Genomic DNA, 19,256 nt, shown 5'->3' with positions numbered 1-19,256 from the left:
TGCTTGTGACCGCCTTTATCTCCGGGGCACCAGCGTCAGCAGGGTCGCCTCGGGGAAGCAGGCGAAGCGGGCCGGGGCGTACGGCGAGGTGCCGAGGCCGGCCGAGACGTGGAGCCAGGCCGAGTCGTGGCGGCTGAGGCCCTTGACGCGGGCGCGGTCGATGCCGCAGTTGGTGACCAAAGCGCCGTAGAACGGGACGCAGAGCTGGCCGCCGTGCGTGTGGCCGGCCAGCAGGAGCTGGTAGCCGTCGGCGGCGAAGCGGGTCATGTTGCGCGGCTCGGGCGAGTGCATGACGCCGAGGCGGAGGTCGGCGTCGGCGGGGGCGGGGCCGGCGACGACGTCGTAGCGGTCGCGGTTGATGTGGCTGTCGTGGATGCCGGCCACGGCCACGTCGAGGTCGCCCACCTTGATGCGGGCGGTGGTGTTGTTCATGTCGAGCCAGCCCTCGGCCGCCATGCCGGCCCCGAGCTCCTCCCAGGGCAGGTTGGGGGTGTGCTGGCGGCGGTCGTTCTTGGAGGTGCGCCAGAGGTAGCGGGCCGGGTTCTTCGGCTGGGGGGCGTAGAGGTCGTTGGAGCCGTACACGAACAGTCCGGGACGCGACAGCAGCGGCTCGAGCGCGTGCAGGAGCGCGGGGACGGCCTCGGGGTGGGCGATGGAGTCGCCGGTGTTGACCACGAGGTCGGGCTCCAGGGCCCCCAGCGAGCGCACCCAGTTGATGAGCATGGTGCGGCGCGGCGTCAGGTGCAGGTCGGACAGGTGGAGCACGCGTACGGGACGCCGCCCCCGCTCCAGCACCGGCACGTCGAAGCGGCGCAGCCGGAACCAGTTGCGCTCGACGACGGACGCGTAGCCCAGCCCGGCAAGGCCGAGACCGAGCAGGGACAGGGGCACTGCGGCGGCTTTCCTCACCTCTTCATGATGCCCGAGATCCGGCGCGGGAAGTCCGGATGGCGCCGGGGTGGTCCGCGCAGGCGGCAAGATAAAGCGCATGAGCGCTTTGAAGGACAAGCTGAAGGCCGATCTGACGGCCTCGCTGAAGAGCAAGGACGAGGTACGTCTCCGTACGGTCCGCATGGCCCTGGCCGCGATCAACGTCGAGGAGGTCGCGGGCAAGGAGGCCAGAGAGCTGACCGACGACGAGGTCGTCAAGGTCCTGACCCGGGAGGCGAAGAAGCGGCGCGAGGCCGCCGAGGCGTTCGGCAACGCCGGGCGCAAGGAGCAGGCCGAGGCCGAGCTGGCCGAGCAGGCGGTGCTGGAGGAATACCTTCCTGCGCAGCTGTCCGACGAGGAGCTCGGCGCGCTGGTCGACGAGGCCATCGCCGAGACGGGCGCTTCGGGGCCGCAGGCCATGGGGCAGGTGATGAAGGCGGTCAACCCGAAGGTGGCCGGCCGCGCCGAGGGCGGCAGGGTGGCCGCGCAGGTACGCGCTCGCCTCGCCGCCAAGTAGACGCCGAGCAACCCCGCGTACCCGGCCCCCAGCGACTCTCTGCGACGCGGCGGGCCGCCAGGTGGCATCCTGGGGCAGCTGAGGCCTCCTCCCTCCCGGGTGGAGGCCTCAGGGCGTCTCAGCGGCCGGGGGTGATGAGGGGGCCGGTGTCGCCGCCGCGGCCGAAGGGGCCGCCCCGCCGGTCGTCACCGCCGCCGCGCCCGCGATCGGGCCCGTCACCGAGCCGGTCGCCGAAGCGGTCGCCGCCGTCGCGGTCGAAGATGTCGAACGGGTTCCCCCCGTCGCCCTTCTTCTTTTTCTTCGGCTTGGGCGCGCAGTTGTCGGTGCACCCGCCGAACCGCGACCGGTCGACCGACTTGAACTTGGTCGGCTCGACCCCCTTGAGCGCCTCCAGCATGGAGTCCTTCCAGATGCGCCCGGAGATCGACGAGCCGTACACGTAGGGGTAGTAGCGCCCGCCGATGGTGATGCCGATCAGTTTGTGCGCCGAGGTGCCGCGCGGGTCGCCCAGGCTGACGGCGGAGGCGAGGTTGGGGGTGTAGCCGGAGAACCAGGCCGACATGTAGTTGTCGGTGGTGCCGGTCTTGCCCGCCGCGTCGCGCCCGATGCCGCCGACGTCGGTCATCGTGCCCTTGGTGAACACCCCGGACAGGATGCCGCTGACCGCGTCGGCGACCTCCTCCTCGATGACCTGGGAGCACTTCGGCTTGTACTGCTTGGCCTTGCCGTTCCTGTCCGTGATCTCGGTGATGGCGAGCGGCTTGCAGTATTTGCCGCGGGCGGCGAAGACGGCGTAGGAGTTGGCGATGGTGACGGGGTCGACCTCGTTGACGCCGAGCGTGAACGTCTCGACCTCCGACAGCTTCTGCCCGTCGGCCCGCGCGACGCCGAGCTTCTTCGCCATCTTGACGACGTCGCAGAGCCCGACCTCCTCCTGCAGCTTGATGAAGAACGTGTTGACCGAGCCCCAGGTGCCGGACTCGAGCGTCTTGAAACCGCCGCCGCCCTCGCTGGAGTTGCGCACGGTGTGGGACGGGTCGCCGACGTTCTGGCCCTTGCAGTTCTTGAACGAGCTGTAGCCGCTCGCCTTGTAGCCGGCCGGCGAGGGGAAGCCGTCGCCGTACTTGAGCCCTTCCTCCAGGGCGGTGGCCAGCGTGTAGACCTTGGCCGTCGAGCCCTGCTGGAACCCGCGGCCGCCGCCGTGTGCGGCGTCGGCCACGATGTTGTAGCTCATCTCGTTCTTCTTCTTGCTGCGGCCGAACTTGCGCGAGGCGGCCATGGCCTTGATCTCGCCGGTGCCGGGGACGACCATCGCCTGCGAGGCGACGGGCTTGTCCTTGGAGCTGACGTACCTCTTGATCGCCTTCTCGGCGGCCGCCTGCATCTTGGTGTCGAGCGTGGTCTTGATCCGCAGACCGCCGCGCTGGAGCAGCTTCCTGCGCTCCTCCTGGTTCTTGCCGAAGTCCTCGTTGTTGAGGATCTCGTACTGGACGTAGAGGCAGAAGTACGGATATCTGCTGGCCTCGCAGCCGCCGGGTGCCTTGATGTCCTTGAAGCCCAGCTTCTTCGCCTTGGCCGCCGCCGCCTCCTGCGGGGTGATCTTCTTGAGCTGGGCCATGCGGTCGAGCACGGTGTTGCGCCGCTCCAGCAGGCGCTGCCGCGACTCGGGGCCGACGTTGGGGTCGGTGCGCGCGGGGTTCTGGACGGCGCCGGCGAGCGTGGCGGCCTCGACCAGGTTGAGCTTGGAGGCCGGCTTGTCGAAGAAGCGCTTGGCGGCGGCCTGGACGCCGTGGGCGCCGGCGCCGAAGTAGGCGATGTTGAGGTATTTCTCCAGGATCTGGTCCTTGGAGTACTTCTCCTCGATCGCCATGGCGTAGCGCAGCTCCGACAGCTTGCGCGAGATCGTGGGCGCGATGGCCGCCTGCTGCTCTTCAGGCGTCTCGGCCTTGTTGACCAGCACCTGCTTGACGTACTGCTGGGTGATGGACGAACCACCCTGCGTGACGCCGCCGCTGGTCACATTCTTCAGCAGCGCTCTTGCCGTTCCTTCCACATCGATCGGCCCGTGCTGGTAGAAACGGAAGTCCTCGATCGCGATCAGAGCGGTCCGCATGATCGGGGCGACCTCGTCGAGGCTGACGGACTGCCGGTTCTCGAAGTAGAACTGCGCGATCTTCTTGCCGTCCCCGTCGAAGAGTTCGGTGCGTTCAGGCAAGGGAGGCTCGTCGAGGTCCTCGGGCTTGAGGTTGAGCCCCTCGACGGCGGTCTTGGTCGACATGCCCGCTCCGCCCACCGCCGGCAAAGCCACGGCGGCGGCGAGCACCCCGGCGGCCGAGCCCGCGATGAGGAGTCGCAGGACACTGAGGATGGGGTTGGAACGACGTTTGCCCTGGGCTTGCACGCCTACAAGAGTACGTCGAAAGACAGACCGAATCGGTAGCACGACACCATTTCGCCTTGACTGACGGGGGTGACTAGTCATTCCCGGTCAAGATGGCCGCGAGAAATTGGTCCTCTGGGGTCTGTCGGCCCGAACGTCTGGTTGCGTACGTTCTCCCTGCGGCAACTGAATACGGAGGCTCGGCGCCCGCGCCCGTCGGCCCCAAATGACGACTGACCACCTAAGGGGAGTGGGGTCGAAAAATGTGGATCACGGATTGGACCTCCCGTGCCGCCTGTAAGGGTGCGGATCCGGATGCCCTGTTCGTGCAGGGCGCCGCGCAGAACAGGGCGAAGCTGATCTGCCGGGGTTGCCCGGTCCGCACCGAGTGCCTCGCCGATGCGCTGGACAACCGCATCGAGTTCGGGGTCTGGGGCGGTATGACCGAACGGGAACGTCGCGCGCTGCTTCGACGGCGGCCCGACGTGGACTCGTGGCGAGAGCTGCTCGAGTCCGCCAAGGAAGAGTACGAACGCACCAATGAGCTGATCGCCGGCTGACCCCAGCCAGGCGACCGCGTACGGCCGGCGCCGCCGCCGGCCGTACTTCTATGCGGTGGCCAGCAGGGTCCCGATCTGACGCAGACCCGTCAGGTCGTGGACGTCCTCGGACATGGCGCGTACCTGCACCACGGGCACCGTGGGGTGGGCCGAGACGAAATGCTCCTGCTCGCGGTTCTCGCGGGCGGCGAGCTGCATTCGCCCGGCGTGCAGCCGCAGCACGGCCGCGGTGAGCTCGTGCTCGCCCCTCGACTCCAAGTCCTCCGCGGCGGCGGCGCTGCGGGCGGCGGAGAGCCCCGAAGCGGGCGCGACATGCACCCGGTTGACCACCAGGCCGGCCAGGGGCATGCGCTCCTCGGCGAGGCGCTCCACGAAGTAGGAGGCCTCGCGCATCGCGTCCCGCTCGGGCGCGGCCACCACGAGGAAGGCCGTGCCGGGCGCCTGTAGCAGCTGGTACGTCATCTCGGCCCGCTGCCTGAACCCGCCGAAGACGGCGTCGAGCGCGGACACGAACGTCTGCAGGTCCTTGATCACCTGCGCGCCCAGGAGCTTGGTCATCGCTCCTGCCATCAGCCCGAACCCGGCGTTGAGCAGCCGGAACGCGCTGCGCCCTCCGGCCTTGGCGGGCGCGGTCAGCAGCCGGATGAACCGGCCGTCGAGGAAGCGGCCGAGCCGTTCCGGCGCGTCGAGGAAGTCGAGCGCCGAGCGGGACGGCGGCGTGTCGACGATGATCAGATCCCACTCGTCGGAGCGGCGCAGCTGCCCGAGCTTCTCCATCGCCATGTACTCCTGCGTGCCGGAGAAGCTGGAGGACAGCGACTGGTAGAAGGGGTTCGACAGGATCTGGCGGGCCCGCTCCGGATCGGCGTGCGCCTCGATGATCTCGTCGAACGTACGCTTCATGTCGAGCATCATCGCGTAGAGCTGGCCGCCGCCCTCGGGCGAGCTGACCAGGCGCGGGGTGTTGTCCAGCTCGGTCAAGCCCATCGACTGCGCGAGCCGCCTGGCCGGGTCGACGGTCAGCACGACCACGCACCGGCCGCGCTCGGCGGCCCGCAGGCCGAGCGCCGCCGCGGTCGTGGTCTTGCCCACGCCGCCGGCGCCGCAGCAGACGATGATCCTGGTGCCCCGGTCGTCGAGGATCGCGTCGACGTCGAGTGCCGGCGGCTTCTTCACGCTGCTCCCTGGGTGCGCATGCTCTCTGCCAGCTCGTACAGGCCGGCCAGATCGACGCCGTCGGCGAGCAGCGGCAGCTCGTAGCCGGTCAGCCCGGCGCCGGCCAGCGTCTCGCGTTCTGCGCGCTCCAGCTCGGTGCGGTGGGCGTGCTCGACGACCTCGTCGCCGAGCGCCTTGGCCAGCTCGGCGGCCTGGGCGCCGTCGGCGACCCCCGCGGCCTTGAGGCCGAGCGCCAGCTCATCGGGGTCGAAGCGGCCCTTGACAGCCGCGTCAAGAGCGGCCTGGGGCAGCTGGGACTCGCGCACCATGTTGACGAAGACGCCGCCCGCGGGCAGCCCGGCGGCGCGCAGCTCGGAGATGCCGTCGAGGGTCTCCTGGACCGGCATCTCCTCCAGCAGCGTGACGAAGTGCACGGCCGTCTCGGGGGACTTCACGACGCCGCTGACGAGGTCGGAGTGGTTCTTGATGGGGCCGACCTTGGCCAGGCCGGCGACCTCCTGGGTGACGTTCAGGAAGCGCGTGATGCGGCCCGTGGGCGGCGCGTCCATGACGACGGCGTCGTAGATGCGGCGGCCGTTCCTGCCGCGCCTGCGTACGGCCTCGCTGGTCTTGCCGGTGACGAGCACGTCGCGGAAGCCGGGGGCCACGGTGGTGGCGAAGTCGACGATGCCCATCTTGGTCAGCGCCCGGCCGGCCCTGCGCATGCCGTAGAACATCTCCATGTACTCGAGCATGGCCTCTTCCGGGTCGATGGCCAGCGCGTAGACGTCGCCGCCCGAGGGGGCGACGGCGATCTTGCGCTCCTCGTACGGCAGCGGCGGCAGGTCGAAGACCTGCGCGATGCCCTGCCTGCCCTCGACCTCCACGAGCAGCACCTTGCGGCCGCCGGCGGCCAGCGCGAGCGCGAGGGCGGCGGCGACGGTCGTCTTGCCGGTGCCGCCCTTGCCGGTGACGACATGGAGACGTACGTCGGCCCAATCCGTGTCCGGAGAGTCCACGATTCGAGGCTACCGAACGGTCACTTGTCGAAAGCCGACGACCACCGTTTGAGATTGCTCACAATAAGCTGCCGTCATGAAGAAGTGGGAGTACCTGACAGCACCCGTGCTGATCCACAACACCAAGATGATTCTCGACAACTTCGGCGCCGACGGCTGGGAGCTCGTCCAGATCGTGCAGGGCCAGACGCCCGAGCAGCTCGTCGCCTACTTCAAGCGGGAGAAGCAGTGACGCCCGAGCAGAAGATCGAGGAGCTCGGCTACACGCTGCCGGCGCCCGCCACGCCGGCCGGCTCCTACATCCCCACCACGCGCACCGGCGACCTGGTCTACACCTCGGGTCAGGTGCCGATGCTGGAGGGCAAGCTGCACCAGACCGGCAAGCTCGGCGTGGACCTCGGCGTGGACGAGGGCAAGGCGCAGGCCCGCGTCTGCGTGCTCAACGCGCTGGCCGCGCTCAAGGCCGAGCTGGGCGAGCTGTCGCGGGTGCGGCGGATCGTGAAGGTCGTGGTGTTCGTGGCGAGCGCGCCCGACTTCGTGCAGCAGCCGCAGGTGGCCAACGGCGCCAGCGACCTGCTCGCGGAGGTGTTCGGCGAGGCAGGCAAGCACGCTCGCAGCGCGGTGGGCGTGGCGGCGCTGCCGCTGGACGCGCCGGTGGAGGTGGAGCTGATCGCCGAAGTCGGCTGAATGGGCATATGTCACCATGACCGAGTGAAGTTCTAGAGGAGGTCATGTGACCGGACTGCTGCTTCCAGCCGAACTCGCCGCCCGGGCACGGGACGTCCTGGCCGGGCGGGTCAAGCCGGTCCAGGCGCGGGACGCCGCCACGGTGGTGCTCCTGCGCCCGGGGCCCGAGGTCTACCTGCTGCGGCGCAAGGCCACCATGGCCTTCGCCGCCGGCGCGTACGTCTTCCCCGGCGGTTCCGTCGACGTCCGCGACACCGACCACGACGTCGCCTGGGCCGGGCCTTCGCCCGCCGAGTGGGCCGCGGTCCTGCACGCCGACGAGGCGGTGGCGCGCGGGCTGGTGTGCGCGGCGGTACGCGAGACGTTCGAGGAGTCGGGCGTGCTGCTGGCCGGTCCAGGACCTCACGACGTGGTGGCCGACACGACGGGCGACGACTGGGAGGCCGACCGGCTCGCGCTGATCGACCACGCGCTCGGGTTCGCCGAGTTCCTCGCCAGGCGGGGGCTGGTGCTGCGGACCGACCTGCTCAAGGCATGGGCGCACTGGATCACGCCCGAGGTCGAGACCAGGCGGTTCGACACGCGCTTCTTCGTCGCGGTGCTGCCCGAGGGCCAGCGCACCCGCGACGTGGGCGGCGAGGCCGACCAGGTCGTCTGGCAGCAGCCGGCCGACGCGCTCGACCTCGCGCACCGGGGGGAGATCTTCCTGATGCCGCCGACGTACCGGACGCTGAGCGAGCTGGCCGGCTGCGCGGACGTCGCGGAGGTGCTGGCCGCGCCGCGCGACATCGTGACCGTCATGCCGAAGGCGGTCGAGATCGACGGCGAGATGCGGCTGGTGGTGTCGTGAGCGGCCTGCACATCCCGCTCGGCACGCCCGACGGCTCCCGCACCGAGCACGCCGAGAACCTGCTCGCGCCCAACCCGTCGGCGATGACGCTCGACGGCACCAACACGTGGGTGATCGGCGCGGGTGATGACGTGGTCGTGGTCGATCCAGGGCCGGACGACGAGGGGCATCTGAGCCGCGTACGCGACCATCTGGGCGAGCGGCGGGTCACCGCGATCCTGCTCTCGCACGGCCACTTCGATCACAGCGGCGGCGCGAAGAGGTTCGCCGGGATGGTGAACGCGCCCGTCCGCGCCCTCGACCCCCGCCACCGTCTCGGCGACGAGGGGCTCGCCGACGGCGACGTGGTGACCGCCGGGGACCTGGAGATCCGCGTCTACGGCACCCCGGGCCACTCGTTCGACTCGCTGTGCTTCTGGCTGCCCGCCGACCGCGCGATGCTGACCGGCGACACCGTGCTCGGCAGGGGCACCACGATCATCGCCCGCGACGGCGGGCTGGCCGACTATCTCCGCAGCCTCGACAAGCTGCGGGCCGCCGCCGAGAGCATGGAGGCGCGGGCGCTGCTGCCGGGCCACGGCCCCGTGCTGCCCGACCCGATCGCCGCGCTCGACGGCTACATCGCCCACCGCAGACAGCGCCTCGACCAGATCAGGGCGGCCCGCGAGCAGGGCGCGCGCACGCCGCGCCAGATCGTCAAGATCGTGTACGCCGACGTCGACCGTTCGCTCTGGCCGGCCGCCGAGATGTCGGTGGCCGCCCAGCTCGACTACCTCGACCGGTTGTAGAGGCGGTCCATGTCGAGGATGACCACGGCCTTGGCCTCGATGCGCAGCCAGCCGCGCCCGGCGAAGTCGGCCAGCGCCTTGTTGACCGTCTCGCGGGAGGCGCCGACGAGCTGCGCCAGCTCCTCCTGGGTGAGGTCGTGGTGCACCCGCAGGCCGTCGTCGGTCTTGGTGCCGAACCGCTCGGCGAGGTCGAGCAACTGCTTGGCCACCCGCCCAGGCACGTCGGTGAACACCAGGTCGGCCAGCACGTCGTTGGTGCGGCGCAGCCGCTGCGCGAGCGCGCGCAGCAGGTGGAGCGCCACCTCGGGGCGGCCGGTCAGCCAGGGCCGCAGGTCGTCGTGGCCGAGCCCGGCCAGGCGGACCTCGGTCAGCGCCGTGGCCGTGGCCGTGCGGGGCCGCGGGTCGAACAGCGACAGCTCGCCGAACATCTCGCTCGGCCCGAGCACGCTGAGCAGGTTTTCCCGCCCGTCGGGCGAGGTGCGGGAGAGCTTGATCTTGCCTTCCAGCACGACGTAGAGCCGGTCGCCGGTCTCGTTCTCGTGGAAGAGCGTCTGTCCCTTGGACAGCTGGACTTCGGTGATGCTCGTGCGAAGCGCCGCGGCGCTCTCGCGGTCGAGCGCGGCGAACAGGGGGGCCTTGCCCAGCACATCTTCGGTGTTCACTCTGCCTCCTCTGCTGCCATTGTGACTCACCCCACTCCAGGCGTGCGTACACAGGTTAGGGGAACGCCGGAGTGGTCCGGTCCTGCCCGGACATGTCGAGTCCGGTGGGGACCAGGAGGGAAAGGTACATGACGTCCGTTCCCGTATCGTGACCGGCACCACCTTTGAAGCTCAACCCGCCTTGTGCAAGAGGTCGTCCACCGACGCCACCGCCGCCGCGACGGACCTGCTGAGCAGCACCCTGAGCACGTCTCCCGAGGTGGGACGGCTCGCGGGGTCGGGTCTGCGGCACTGCGCGACCGCGATCCGCAGGGCGGGCGGGAGCACGGTCGTGTCGCCGTCCTCCGAGCCGGTTGCGGCGAAGACGACCAGGTCGGCCCACGCGCGGACGTCGTCGGCGTGGGCGGGCGGCCCGGACGTACGCCAGCCGATGAGCACCTGGCCGCCGGGGCCGAGCGCCACGCTCTCCTTGCCGAGCCGCAGCCCGGTCGCGCCCCGCGCGTGCAGCTTCGCCACGGCGGCCACCGTGCCGACCGCGAACCGGTGCAGCGCCTGCCCGCGCAGCGGCCCGCCCTGCCCGACGAACTCCGCCAGCCTCGCTCCCTGCTCCCTCATCCCAGAACCCCCTTCTCGCGCCTGCTGGTTGTACGCGGAAAACCGGTCATGGGTTCAACCGTTCGCGGGAGCTTCTACAGTTGCGGCATGGCGACGAAAGCGGGGCGCAAACCGGAGACCCAGCTTGCCCTGGTCCGGCGGGCGCGCAAGATGAACCGCATCCTCGCGGAGACCTACCCCGACGCCCACTGCGAGCTCGACTTCACCAACCCCCTGGAGTTGCTGGTCGCGACCATCCTGTCCGCGCAGTGCACGGACAAGCGGGTCAACATGGTGACCCCCACCCTCTTCGCGAAATATCCGACGGTGGAGGACTACGCCGCCGCGGACCCGTCGGAGATGGAGGAGATCATCCGCTCCACGGGCTTCTTCCGCGCCAAGACCAACAGCATCATCGGCATGGCGCAGGCCGTCAGCGAGCGTTACGGCGGAGAGGTGCCCGGCAAGCTGAAAGACCTGGTCACGCTGCCCGGCGTGGGCCGCAAGACGGCCAACGTGGTGCTCGGCAACGCCTTCGACGTGCCCGGCCTGACCGTCGACACCCACTTCCAGCGCCTCGTACGCCGCTTCGGCTGGACCGAGGAGACCGACCCGGTCAAGATCGAGCACATCGTGGGCGAGCTGCTGCCCAGGCGCGAGTGGACGATCTTCTCCCACCGGGTGATCTGGCACGGCCGCCGCATCTGCCACGCCCGCCGGCCGGCCTGCGGGGTGTGCCCGCTCGCCGCGCTCTGCCCCTCCTACGGCACCGGCCCCACCGACCCGGCCCAGGCGGACAAGCTCGTCAGGCCCGGCCCCTTCTCCTGAGAAGGGAAGTGAACGACGCCACCGCGTGTTGGAGGATGCGTGACCCGAGTGCCCGAATGGCTGGAGAAACTGGCGACACAAGCGCAGCTGATCAGCGTCCCCCTTCCCCTCCGGCCGGTCGACGGGCGCGGGCGGGCCGCCGCGGTGCTCATGCTGTTCGGCGAGGGGCCCAACGGTCCTGACGTGCTGCTCATCCAGCGCAGCACCCGCGGGCGCAGGCACGCGGGCCAGCCCGCCTTCCCGGGCGGCGGCGTCGATCCCGACGACGCGGGGCCGATCGAGGCCGCGCTGCGCGAGGCCGAGGAGGAAACCGGCGCCGACCCGCGCGGGGTGCACGTCATCTGCACGATGCCCGAGCTCTACCTGCCCTACAGCGACAACCGCGTCACGCCGGTCATCGCCTGGTGGCGCGAGCCGTCGGCGGTCCACGCGGCCTCGCCCGACGAGGTCGACTCGGTCGAGCGGGTGCCGATCGCCGAGCTGGTCGATCCGGCCAACCGCGTCATGCTCCGCCATCCCCGTGGCGACACGGCGGGGCCCGCGTTCCGGGTGCGGGGGATGCTGGTGTGGGGGTTCACCGCGATGGTGCTCGACACCGTGCTGCGCGAGGGCGGGCTGGAGCTTCCGTGGGACGCGACGCGGGTGGAGGAGCTGCCGCCCGAAGTGGTCAGGCTCAGCGCCCGCTAGGCGCCTGACCTGAGCGGGTCGGGCTCAGCGCGCGTCAGGCGTCCGACCTGAGCGGGTCGGGCTCAGTCGCGTCAGGCGCCCGATCTCAGCGCCACGCCGAGCGCGGCCCAGCCGGCCACGTCGGCGTCGTCGTCGGCCGCGAGCGCGCGCAGCGTCTCCAGTCCCGCCCGGTCCGGCGGGTCGCCGAGCACGTGCTGCAACGCGTACGCGGCGCCGTACCGCACCCTGGGGTCGGCGTGCGCGGCCAGGTCGATCACCGACGGGAGCGAGCGCGGGTCAGCCAGGTGGCCGAAGGCGATGAGCACCGAGTAGAGCACCATCGCGTCGTCCTCGCTGGCCGCGAGATAGCGCAGCACCGGCAGCGTACGGTCGACGAAGGGCCGCAACATGCCCATGATGTCCACGCCCAGCAGCCGCTCGCTCACGCTGTCGGCGGCGCACAGCCGGCGTGCCTCGATGAACGACTCCAGGTCGCCCCGCTCACGCAGCAACGAGATCACGTGCCAGCGCAGGGCCCCGTCGGGATCGCTGTCGCGCAGAGCTGCCTGGATGAGGTCGCGCACTGCTGTCTCGTCCGGCGGCATGAAGCTCAAGATAGTCAGCAGGGTGACGCCGTCCTGATCGAAGACGTGCACACTTGACCCTATCGCTGGTTACCTTTGAAGCGTGCGCGGTGATCTGCTTGACCTCATTCTGATCGGCCTCGTGATCGCCTTCGGCGTCTCGGGTTACCGGCAGGGTTTCATCATCGGTGCGATGAGTTTCGTGGGGTTCGTGGGCGGCGCCGTGCTGGGGGTGTTCATCGCCCCGCCCATCTCGAAGGCCCTCGTCGACGGTGACACGCCGCAGGCGCTGCTGGCGATCGTGATCGTGTTCCTGGCCGCGACGATCGGGCAGTTCGCCTCCTCGACATTGGGCGCGGTCGTCCGCAGCCACGTCACGTGGGAGCCCGCCAAGGTGGCCGACGCGGTCGGCGGCACGTTCGCCAGCGCGCTGTCGGTGCTGGTGATCGCCTGGCTGATCGGCTCGCTGATCGTCTCCACGTCCTTCGCCCCGCTCGTCGACCAGGTCAAGAACTCCGCGCTGCTGACCACCGTCGACGAAGCCATCCCGCAGGCCGCGCGCAACTGGCAGCAGCCGTTCAAGAAGTTCATCGACCGCTCGGAGTTCCCGCCGGTCTTCGACGCGATCGGCGCCGGGCAGCTCATCGACGTGCAGCCGCCCGACCAGAGCGTGCTGCAGGGCGCCGAGCTGCGGCGGGCCCGCCGCGCGATCGTCAAGGTGCAGGGCAACGCCGAAAGCTGCAACAAGCACATCGAGGGCACCGGCTTCGTCTACGCGCCCGGCCGCATCATGACCAACGCCCACGTCGTGGCCGGTGTCACGCGCGGCCTGGAGGTCATCGACGCCGCCGACAACCGCCACGCCGCCACCGTGGTCCGCTACAACCCGCGCCGCGACATCGCCATCCTCCACGTGCCCGGGCTCGACCTGCCGCAGCTCGCCTTCGACGGCGACGGCTCGCGCGGCGACAGCGCCATCGTCGCCGGCTTCCCCAAGGGCAAGGGCTTCACCGCCGAGCCCGCCCGCATCGGCGGCCAGCTGGAGGCCGAGGGCCCCGACATCTACCGCGACACCACGGTCAGGCGGAAGGTCTACGTCATCCGCGGCCAGGTGCTGCCCGGCAACTCGGGCGGCCCGCTGCTCACCCCCGACGGCAAGGTCTACGGCGTGATCTTCGCCGCCGCGATCAACGAGGAGCAGACCGGCTACGTGCTGACGGCCGAGGAGGTCGCCCCCGACGCGGCGGCCGGCCGCAACGACACCGCGCCCGCCAGCACCCGCAAGTGCGACTAGCGGGGCAGGCTCGCCAGGATCAGCGCGATGGCCTCGGCGGGGTCGCTGTCCTGGGTCAGACCTGAGGCGGCCTTGCCGACCGCGTCGTACGCGCCGCCGTACGACTGCGCCTTGGCCGCGCCCCTGCTGAACAACGTCACCGCGCCGCGCCCGTTGCCCCGCTGCAGGTGCGTCAGCCCGACGCAGATCTGCGCCAGGCCCTGCCACAGCTCGCGCTCGTCGTCGGGCGCGCACTTCCACCGGCCCTCGAACACCTCGTGCGCGTTGAACGGCAGGCCCTCGTCGAGGAAGCGGCGGCCGTCGGCGAGCGCCTGCTCGGTGGTGGGGGCGTAGTCGTCGGGGACGCGCGGCATGCCGGACGAGCCGTAGGGGAGCGGCCGGCCGTACGCGTCGCGCGGCCTGGCGTTGCGCGGCCTGCCTTCGGGATCGCGGTCTCTCATCGGTCGGGCTCCGGGTCGTTGAGCCAGCCGAGCACCTCGGTGTCGAACACGTCGGGGATCTCCTCGTGGGGGAAGTGGCCGGCGCCCTCCAGCAGCCGCCACCGGTAGGGGGCCGCCACGTAGCGGCTCGAACCCTGCGCCGTGCGCGGCAGCACGCTCGGGTCGAGCGCGCCGTGCAACTGCAGCGTGGGGGCCTCGATCTCGGTGCGCATCGTGCGCGCGTAGCGCCGCCCGTCGGGACGCAGCTGCGAGCGGCCGAACCAGCGGTGGTATTCCAGCGCGCAGTGCGCCACGGCGGGGATACGGAACGCCTCGCGGTACGTACGCGACTCCGCGGGCTCCGGCCATCCCGGCCGCGACCACGCGTCGAGCAGCCGCCCCACCAGCGCCGCGTCGTGCCGGGTGAGCCGGCGCTCCGGCAGCAGCGGAAGCTGGAAGCCGATGCGCCGCCCGCTGGCCTTGAGCTGCCCGAACGGGTCGGTGACCAGCGCGCTGCGCAGCCGCAGCGGATGGGGGGCCGAGACGACGACGAGGCGGCGTACGCACTTGGCGTCGAGCACGGCCATCGTCCAGGCCAGCAGCCCGCCCCAGTCGTGGCCCACCACGATCGCGCCGGTCTCGCCGAGCGCCCTTATCAGCCCCGTCGCGTCGGCCGCCAGCGTCGGCAGGTCGTAGCCGCGCGGCGGCTTGTCGCTGCCGCCATAGCCCCGCAGGTCGACCGCCACCGCGCGGTAGCCGGCGTCGGCCAGCGACACGAGCTGGTGCCGCCACGTCCACCAGAACTGCGGGAACCCGTGCAGCAGCAGCACCAGCGGGCCCTCGCCGGCCTCGACGACGTGGAAACGCGTGCCGCCCGCGTGCACCGCCCGGTGGGTCCACGGGCCCTCGATGTGGACGGCCGTCTCGTCAGGTGCCATCGCGGGTCACCGGCTCGCGATCGGGGGCGGGCGTCGGCAGCCGCTCCTGCTCGTCGGGCGTGGCGATCTCCTTCAGCCCTTTGATCGACCGTGCGGTCCGCTTCATCCCGGCCAGCCCCTTCAGCCTGCGCACCCCGAACAGCACCGCGAGGCCCGCCACCAGCAGGTAGAACACCGTCACGATGAGGAACGCCAGCCAGTTGGGCAGCACCTGGGCCAGCGCGTACGCGATCGTGAACGAGGCGAGGATCAGGCACAGGTGCGCCATGAACGCCGCGGCGGCGAACATCCCCACCGCCGTGCCCACCCGTTTGGCGTCGAACCTGAACTCGGCCTTGGCCAGCTCGATCTCCGAGCGGATCAAGGCCGAGATGTGACTGCTCGCCTGGGCGACCAGCGAGCCCAGGGATTCTTCCTCGGGAGTCTGCGGCATGAACGTCTCCTATCGAGGCCGGGTGGCCGTGTCAAACATCATCCAGCGCGACGCCGTACGGACCGCCAGGCGCCGCCGAACACGCCGGGGAACTTACCGAGCACGAGTCCACTCCCAGAACTACCTGATCGGACAAGATAGCGCTTCCGGTTATCGGCCCTCGGCCGCGCCCCCTTGAGTCTTTCGGGGAAAAGCGGACGGCCGCCCCCTGAGCTGGGAGCGGCCGTCTGCCGTGGACCTACGAGGCTCAGTCCTCCGACTTGGCGGACGGGAGCTTCTCCGAGATGAGGTTCATCACCGTGCTGTCGGCCAGCGTGGTGACGTCGCCGATGCTGCGGTTCTCGGCCACGTCGCGCAGCAGACGCCGCATGATCTTGCCGGACCTGGTCTTGGGTAGCTCGGGCACCACCAGGATCTGGCGCGGCTTGGCGATCGGGCCGAGCGTCTTGGCGACGTGGTTGCGCAGCTCGGCCGCGATGTCGTCGCCCTCCTCCGCCGTGCCGCGCAGGATCACGAACGACACGATGGCCTGGCCGGTCACCGGGTCGGTCGCGCCGACCACCGCCGCCTCGGCCACCTTCGGGTGGCTGACCAGCGCGCTCTCCACCTCGGTGGTGGAGATGTTGTGGCCGGAGACGAGCATGACGTCGTCGACGCGGCCGAGCAGCCACAGGTCGCCGTCGTCGTCCTTCTTGGCGCCGTCGCCGGGGAAGTACATGCCGTCGAAGCGGCTCCAGTACGTGTCGATGTAGCGCTGGTCGTCGCCCCAGATCGTGCGGAGCATCGACGGCCACGGGTCGCGCACCACGAGGAAGCCGCCGCCGCCGTTGGGCACGCTGTTGCCCTGGTCGTCCACCACGTCGGCGGTGATGCCCGGCAGCGGGCGCATGGCGGCGCCGGGCTTGGCGGCCGTGACGCCGGGGAGCGGGCTGATCATGATGGCGCCGGTCTCGGTCTGCCACCAGGTGTCCACGACGGGGCAGCGGTCCTGGCCGATGTGCTGCCGGTACCAGACGTACGCCTCGGGGTTGATCGGCTCGCCCACCGAGCCCAGGATGCGCAGGCTGGACATGTCGTACTTGGCGGGGATGTCGTCGCCCCACTTCATGAACGTCCTGATCGCCGTCGGCGCCGTGTAGAGGATCGTGATCTTGTACTTCTGCACGATCTCCCAGAACCGGCCCCGGTGCGGGGTGTCGGGCGTGCCCTCGTAGATGACGCTGGTGGCGCCGTTGGCGAGCGGGCCGTACACGATGTAGCTGTGGCCGGTCACCCAGCCGATGTCGGCCGTGCACCAGTAGATGTCGGTCTCCGGCTTGAGGTCGAAGACCGCGTGGTGGGTGTAGGCCGTCTGCGTGAGGTAGCCGCCGGTCGTGTGCAGGATGCCCTTGGGGCGGCCCGTGGTGCCGCTGGTGTAGAGGATGTAGAGCGGGTCCTCGGCGTCGAGCGGCCGCGCCTCGTGCTGGTCGCTCTGGCGGTCGACCAGGTCGTGCCACCAGATGTCCTTCTCACCGGTGGCGACCTCCTGGCCGGTCCGGCGTACGACGACGACGTGCTCCACCTGCGGGCACTCCGCGACGGCCTCGTCCACCGTCGGCTTCAGCGCCGACGGCTTGCCCCTGCGGTAGCCGCCGTCGGCCGTGATGACCACCTTGGCGTCGGCGTCGTCGATGCGGCTCTTGAGCGCCGTGGCGGAGAACCCGCCGAACACCACCGAGTGGATCGCCCCGATGCGGGCGCAGGCCAGCATCGCGATCGGCAGCTCGGGGATCATCGGCATGTAGATGGCCACCCGGTCGCCCTTGCCGACGCCCAGCTCCTGCAGCGCGTTCGCGGCCTTGCTGACCTCGTTCTTCAGGTCGCTGTAGGTCAGCGTGCGGGTGTCGCCCTCGGGCTCGCCCTCCCAGTGGTAGGCGACCTTGTCGCCGCGGCCCTCCTCGACATGGCGGTCCACGCAGTTGTACGCGACGTTCAGCTCACCGCCCACGAACCACTTCGCGAACGGGGGGTTCCACTCAAGCGTCTTGTCCCACCTCTTGGCCCAGGTGAGCCGATCGGCCGCGCTCTCCCAGAACGCGAGGCGATCCGCCGCGGCCTCGCCGTACGCGGCTTCGGTCACGTTCGCGGCCGCCGCCAGGTCAGCCGGCGGTTCGAACCGGCGGTTCTCCTGCAGCAGGTTGGACAGCGCCTGGGTCTCGTTACCAGCGGTCTCCGGGGCCACCTCGTGCTCCTTCTATGGCCAGAATGGATAGGTTCGTGTCCCACTTCACCAGCTCACGGCCTCCGTACACAAGAGGTCTAGACAGGTCTGTACCGACGTGCGCGGCGGGTGCCTGGGTTATCTGGGCGGATGACAACAGCAATTGAAACGTTGTCATCCTGAAATCTTCAGAATGTGCGCGCGGGGGAATGGGCATGCTTTATGGGCCCCCCTCGCGGGGGTTTTTGGGGTGGCGGACAACGGCGTGGGCGCGGGTCCTGGAATGGGGGGAGCGCCGCTCGTGAGCGCCGTCGCGCGGCGCCGGCGGGCCTTTCCGCGGGCCGTCCGACCTTCCCATGGCCCTACCGTACGCAACCGAATCGCGCCGCGAACCACCGGGTGCCGTGCCGGTCCTTACTCGCGGGTAAGGTCGAGTGCGTGAGTGACCCCTTGGCCGTCATCGCGCAATTTCCCGGCGTTCCCGAGGCGGTGGACGAGGCCCGGCAGGCCGTGGACCGGCTCTACCGGCATCGCGTCCTGCGCCGCGCCAGCCCGGCGGTGTCCGCGGAGTCGTCCCTGCGCGGCGCCCGTGCGTCGGCCGCCATCGAGGGCACCGACGTGACCCTCGACGCGCTGCGCCGCGAGGAGGTGCACGACCCGCTGGTCCAGGGCGCGCTGCGGGCGTCGGCCGAGATGGGACGGCTCGGGCCGACGTGGCGCAAGGCGCCCAGGCAGGTGCTCGCGCGCCTGCACACCGTCGCCGCGGCCGGTCTGACCGAGCAGGCGAGCCTCGGACGTCCCCGGTCCTCTGACGAGGCTCCCGACCCGCTCTCGCTGGGTCCCGCGCCGGGCGCGGCCGACACCGCGACCCGCATGGAGAGCCTGCTCACCCTGCTCGAACGCCCCACGAAGGCGCCCGCGATCGTCCTCGCCGCCGTGGTGCACGGGGAGCTGGCGGTGCTGCGCCCCTTCGGCTCGGCCGACGGGGTCGTCGCGCGGGCGGCCGGGCGGCTGACCCTGGTCGAGTACGGGCTGGACCCCAAGTCACTGGTGGCGGTCGAAGTGGGGCATCTGGAGCCGGACTACGCCGAGGCGCTCAGGGCGTATCTGACCGGTACTCCGGAGGGCGTGGCGACCTGGGTACAACACTGTGCCTCTGCGGTAACCCTGGGCGTCAGAGAGACGACTGCAATCTGTGAGGCCCTGCAGCGGGGCTGAGGGAGGCTCGCACATAGCTGACGGCGTCCCTGTCACGAGACGCCGTCTGCCTGTGCATCGCACCGGGTTACCAAGCGTGCACCTCAATCCGTCGGAGCGGGTCAAGCCCGTCACGACGCGCCTCCCGCGGCTGGTCGCACGTGGGTGCCCGGTTGATGCACCCGGACAAGGTGGTCCGTAACTCCGTTCTATGTCGAATCCGCGCTGATGGGAACCCCTGCGGGCAAGACCTTTACCCGATCATGGGCCTGCCCCCTCGTCTCGTCACTCTCCGTGATCGTCTTTATGTGATCGTTATGGTCGGAGGAAAAAACTTGGCGGAAATGCGAGATTGCTCCTCGACGAAACTCGAGTCGATCGGGCAGCATACGGAGGTATCGCCCGAAACTGGAGCGCTCTTGCTCGGGATGGCTTTGCTAGTCCCTTGCCAGGTTCTGGTCTGGTGATGAAAGCTTTCTTCTGAAACGGGACCGGCTCTACCCCCCCGGAGCCGGACCGATCAGGCGACCCCCGCTCTCCCCCCCGGCGGGGGTC

Annotated in this window: 21 protein-coding genes; 10 read left to right on the top strand and 11 right to left on the bottom strand. The window is 70.4% G+C overall.

Annotation, left to right across the window (positions count from 1 at the left end; all coding sequences use genetic code 11):
* Positions 1-15: 15 nt before the first annotated feature.
* Complete coding sequence (locus tag ACFFR3_RS35350) at positions 16-909, bottom strand: metallophosphoesterase (RefSeq protein ID WP_355415335.1); 894 nt, start codon at positions 907-909, stop codon at positions 16-18.
* Positions 910-988: 79 nt separating this feature from the next.
* Here ACFFR3_RS35350 and ACFFR3_RS35345 point away from each other — a divergent pair, with 79 nt between their 5' ends.
* The gene (locus ACFFR3_RS35345) at positions 989-1,447 is read left to right on the top strand and encodes a GatB/YqeY domain-containing protein (protein ID WP_345393954.1); all 459 of its coding nucleotides are present in this window, start codon (positions 989-991) and stop codon (positions 1,445-1,447) included.
* A 118-nt stretch (positions 1,448-1,565) separates the two neighbouring features.
* On the opposite strand, the gene ACFFR3_RS35340 is transcribed toward ACFFR3_RS35345, so the two are convergent.
* Positions 1,566-3,848 carry a transglycosylase domain-containing protein gene (locus ACFFR3_RS35340; protein ID WP_379484565.1) on the bottom strand — a complete coding sequence of 761 codons (2,283 nt, stop codon included), beginning with the start codon at positions 3,846-3,848 and terminating at the stop codon, positions 1,566-1,568.
* A 242-nt stretch (positions 3,849-4,090) separates the two neighbouring features.
* Between ACFFR3_RS35340 and ACFFR3_RS35335 the strand changes: the two genes are divergently transcribed.
* The gene (locus ACFFR3_RS35335; protein WP_020542548.1) at positions 4,091-4,387 is read left to right on the top strand and encodes a WhiB family transcriptional regulator; all 297 of its coding nucleotides are present in this window, start codon (positions 4,091-4,093) and stop codon (positions 4,385-4,387) included.
* 48 nt (positions 4,388-4,435) lie between these two features.
* On the opposite strand, the gene bagB is transcribed toward ACFFR3_RS35335, so the two are convergent.
* Positions 4,436-5,563 (bottom strand): ATPase BagB, encoded by a 1,128-nt coding sequence (gene bagB / locus ACFFR3_RS35330; protein WP_345409476.1) that lies wholly within the window; start codon positions 5,561-5,563, stop codon positions 4,436-4,438.
* The gene (gene bagA / locus ACFFR3_RS35325; RefSeq protein WP_364368152.1) at positions 5,560-6,561 is read right to left on the bottom strand and encodes an ATPase BagA; all 1,002 of its coding nucleotides are present in this window, start codon (positions 6,559-6,561) and stop codon (positions 5,560-5,562) included. The genes bagB and bagA overlap by 4 nt, the downstream gene beginning before the upstream one ends.
* 76 nt (positions 6,562-6,637) lie before the next feature.
* Here bagA and sp36 point away from each other — a divergent pair, with 76 nt between their 5' ends.
* Genes sp36 through ACFFR3_RS35305 form a run of 4 tightly spaced genes read left to right on the top strand, consistent with a single transcriptional unit; the run spans position 6,638 to position 8,886 of the window.
* A complete protein-coding gene (sp36, locus tag ACFFR3_RS35320; protein ID WP_345393967.1) occupies positions 6,638-6,793 on the top strand; it encodes a Sp36 family protein in 156 nt (51 codons plus the stop codon).
* Positions 6,790-7,248 carry a RidA family protein gene (locus ACFFR3_RS35315; RefSeq protein WP_345393970.1) on the top strand — a complete coding sequence of 153 codons (459 nt, stop codon included), beginning with the start codon at positions 6,790-6,792 and terminating at the stop codon, positions 7,246-7,248. The genes sp36 and ACFFR3_RS35315 overlap by 4 nt, the downstream gene beginning before the upstream one ends.
* Before the next feature lie 46 nt (positions 7,249-7,294).
* Positions 7,295-8,098, top strand: coding sequence for an NUDIX hydrolase (locus ACFFR3_RS35310; RefSeq protein ID WP_379484564.1), 804 nt, complete (start codon positions 7,295-7,297; stop codon positions 8,096-8,098).
* Positions 8,095-8,886 carry an MBL fold metallo-hydrolase gene (locus tag ACFFR3_RS35305; RefSeq protein ID WP_345393973.1) on the top strand — a complete coding sequence of 264 codons (792 nt, stop codon included), beginning with the start codon at positions 8,095-8,097 and terminating at the stop codon, positions 8,884-8,886. The genes ACFFR3_RS35310 and ACFFR3_RS35305 overlap by 4 nt, the downstream gene beginning before the upstream one ends.
* Here the strand turns inward: ACFFR3_RS35305 and ACFFR3_RS35300 are convergent.
* Both ACFFR3_RS35300 and ACFFR3_RS35295 read right to left on the bottom strand, forming a co-directional pair.
* Entirely contained in the window at positions 8,868-9,548 is a 681-nt protein-coding gene (locus tag ACFFR3_RS35300; RefSeq protein WP_364368145.1) for a Crp/Fnr family transcriptional regulator, read from the bottom strand. The two genes, ACFFR3_RS35305 and ACFFR3_RS35300, sit on opposite strands and share 19 nt — an antisense overlap.
* Before the next feature lie 171 nt (positions 9,549-9,719).
* A complete protein-coding gene (locus ACFFR3_RS35295) occupies positions 9,720-10,163 on the bottom strand; it encodes a hypothetical protein (RefSeq protein ID WP_345393976.1) in 444 nt (147 codons plus the stop codon).
* A gap of 87 nt (positions 10,164-10,250) precedes the next feature.
* On the opposite strand from ACFFR3_RS35295, the gene nth reads away from it, so the two are divergent.
* Positions 10,251-10,970, top strand: a complete 720-nt coding sequence (gene nth / locus ACFFR3_RS35290; protein ID WP_364368140.1) for an endonuclease III — start codon at positions 10,251-10,253, stop codon at positions 10,968-10,970.
* Positions 10,971-11,009: 39 nt separating this feature from the next.
* Positions 11,010-11,657: an NUDIX hydrolase gene (locus tag ACFFR3_RS35285; RefSeq protein ID WP_364368137.1), complete on the top strand. Its 648-nt coding sequence runs from the start codon at positions 11,010-11,012 to the stop codon at positions 11,655-11,657.
* Positions 11,658-11,728: 71 nt separating this feature from the next.
* Here the strand turns inward: ACFFR3_RS35285 and ACFFR3_RS35280 are convergent, their stop codons facing one another.
* On the bottom strand, positions 11,729-12,241 hold the full coding sequence (locus ACFFR3_RS35280; RefSeq protein ID WP_345393982.1) for a HEAT repeat domain-containing protein: 513 nt from the start codon (positions 12,239-12,241) through the stop codon (positions 11,729-11,731).
* 82 nt (positions 12,242-12,323) lie between these two features.
* On the opposite strand from ACFFR3_RS35280, the gene ACFFR3_RS35275 reads away from it, so the two are divergent.
* The gene (locus tag ACFFR3_RS35275; RefSeq protein ID WP_364368134.1) at positions 12,324-13,514 is read left to right on the top strand and encodes a MarP family serine protease; all 1,191 of its coding nucleotides are present in this window, start codon (positions 12,324-12,326) and stop codon (positions 13,512-13,514) included.
* Here ACFFR3_RS35275 and ACFFR3_RS35270 read toward each other — a convergent pair.
* The 4 genes from ACFFR3_RS35270 to acs all read right to left on the bottom strand — a co-directional run bounded on the left by ACFFR3_RS35270 (position 13,511) and on the right by acs (position 17,525).
* A complete protein-coding gene (locus ACFFR3_RS35270; protein ID WP_379484563.1) occupies positions 13,511-13,954 on the bottom strand; it encodes a DUF309 domain-containing protein in 444 nt (147 codons plus the stop codon). The two genes, ACFFR3_RS35275 and ACFFR3_RS35270, sit on opposite strands and share 4 nt — an antisense overlap.
* On the bottom strand, positions 13,951-14,871 hold the full coding sequence (locus ACFFR3_RS35265) for an alpha/beta fold hydrolase (RefSeq protein ID WP_364368128.1): 921 nt from the start codon (positions 14,869-14,871) through the stop codon (positions 13,951-13,953). Before ACFFR3_RS35265 ends, ACFFR3_RS35270 begins: the two co-directional genes overlap by 4 nt.
* On the bottom strand, positions 14,861-15,304 hold the full coding sequence (locus ACFFR3_RS35260; protein ID WP_345393991.1) for a phage holin family protein: 444 nt from the start codon (positions 15,302-15,304) through the stop codon (positions 14,861-14,863). The genes ACFFR3_RS35265 and ACFFR3_RS35260 overlap by 11 nt, the downstream gene beginning before the upstream one ends.
* A 247-nt stretch (positions 15,305-15,551) precedes the next feature.
* The gene (gene acs, locus ACFFR3_RS35255) at positions 15,552-17,525 is read right to left on the bottom strand and encodes an acetate--CoA ligase (RefSeq protein WP_345393994.1); all 1,974 of its coding nucleotides are present in this window, start codon (positions 17,523-17,525) and stop codon (positions 15,552-15,554) included.
* 417 nt (positions 17,526-17,942) lie between these two features.
* Here acs and ACFFR3_RS35250 point away from each other — a divergent pair, with 417 nt between their 5' ends.
* Positions 17,943-18,722, top strand: coding sequence for a Fic family protein (locus ACFFR3_RS35250; protein ID WP_345393997.1), 780 nt, complete (start codon positions 17,943-17,945; stop codon positions 18,720-18,722).
* The last annotated feature ends 534 nt before the right edge of the window (positions 18,723-19,256 follow it).

The organism is Nonomuraea salmonea, from assembly GCF_042428605.1.
Classification (GTDB): domain Bacteria; phylum Actinomycetota; class Actinomycetes; order Streptosporangiales; family Streptosporangiaceae; genus Nonomuraea; species Nonomuraea salmonea.
The sequence above is the reverse complement of the archived record's forward strand: the minus strand, read 5'-3'. Positions and strand labels throughout refer to the sequence as shown.

Excerpts from the sequence above, each read along its gene's own strand:
- nth (WP_364368140.1), top strand. The coding sequence starts at position 10,251 with ATGGCGACGAAAGCGGGGCGCAAACCGGAGACCCAGCTTGCCCTGGTC.
- ACFFR3_RS35295 (WP_345393976.1), bottom strand. The coding sequence starts at position 10,163 with ATGAGGGAGCAGGGAGCGAGGCTGGCGGAGTTCGTCGGGCAGGGCGGG.
- ACFFR3_RS35265 (WP_364368128.1), bottom strand. The coding sequence starts at position 14,871 with ATGGCACCTGACGAGACGGCCGTCCACATCGAGGGCCCGTGGACCCAC.
- sp36 (WP_345393967.1), top strand. The coding sequence starts at position 6,638 with ATGAAGAAGTGGGAGTACCTGACAGCACCCGTGCTGATCCACAACACC.
- ACFFR3_RS35335 (WP_020542548.1), top strand. The coding sequence starts at position 4,091 with ATGTGGATCACGGATTGGACCTCCCGTGCCGCCTGTAAGGGTGCGGAT.
- ACFFR3_RS35260 (WP_345393991.1), bottom strand. The coding sequence starts at position 15,304 with ATGCCGCAGACTCCCGAGGAAGAATCCCTGGGCTCGCTGGTCGCCCAG.
- ACFFR3_RS35345 (WP_345393954.1), top strand. The coding sequence starts at position 989 with ATGAGCGCTTTGAAGGACAAGCTGAAGGCCGATCTGACGGCCTCGCTG.
- ACFFR3_RS35280 (WP_345393982.1), bottom strand. The coding sequence starts at position 12,241 with ATGCCGCCGGACGAGACAGCAGTGCGCGACCTCATCCAGGCAGCTCTG.
- ACFFR3_RS35270 (WP_379484563.1), bottom strand. The coding sequence starts at position 13,954 with ATGAGAGACCGCGATCCCGAAGGCAGGCCGCGCAACGCCAGGCCGCGC.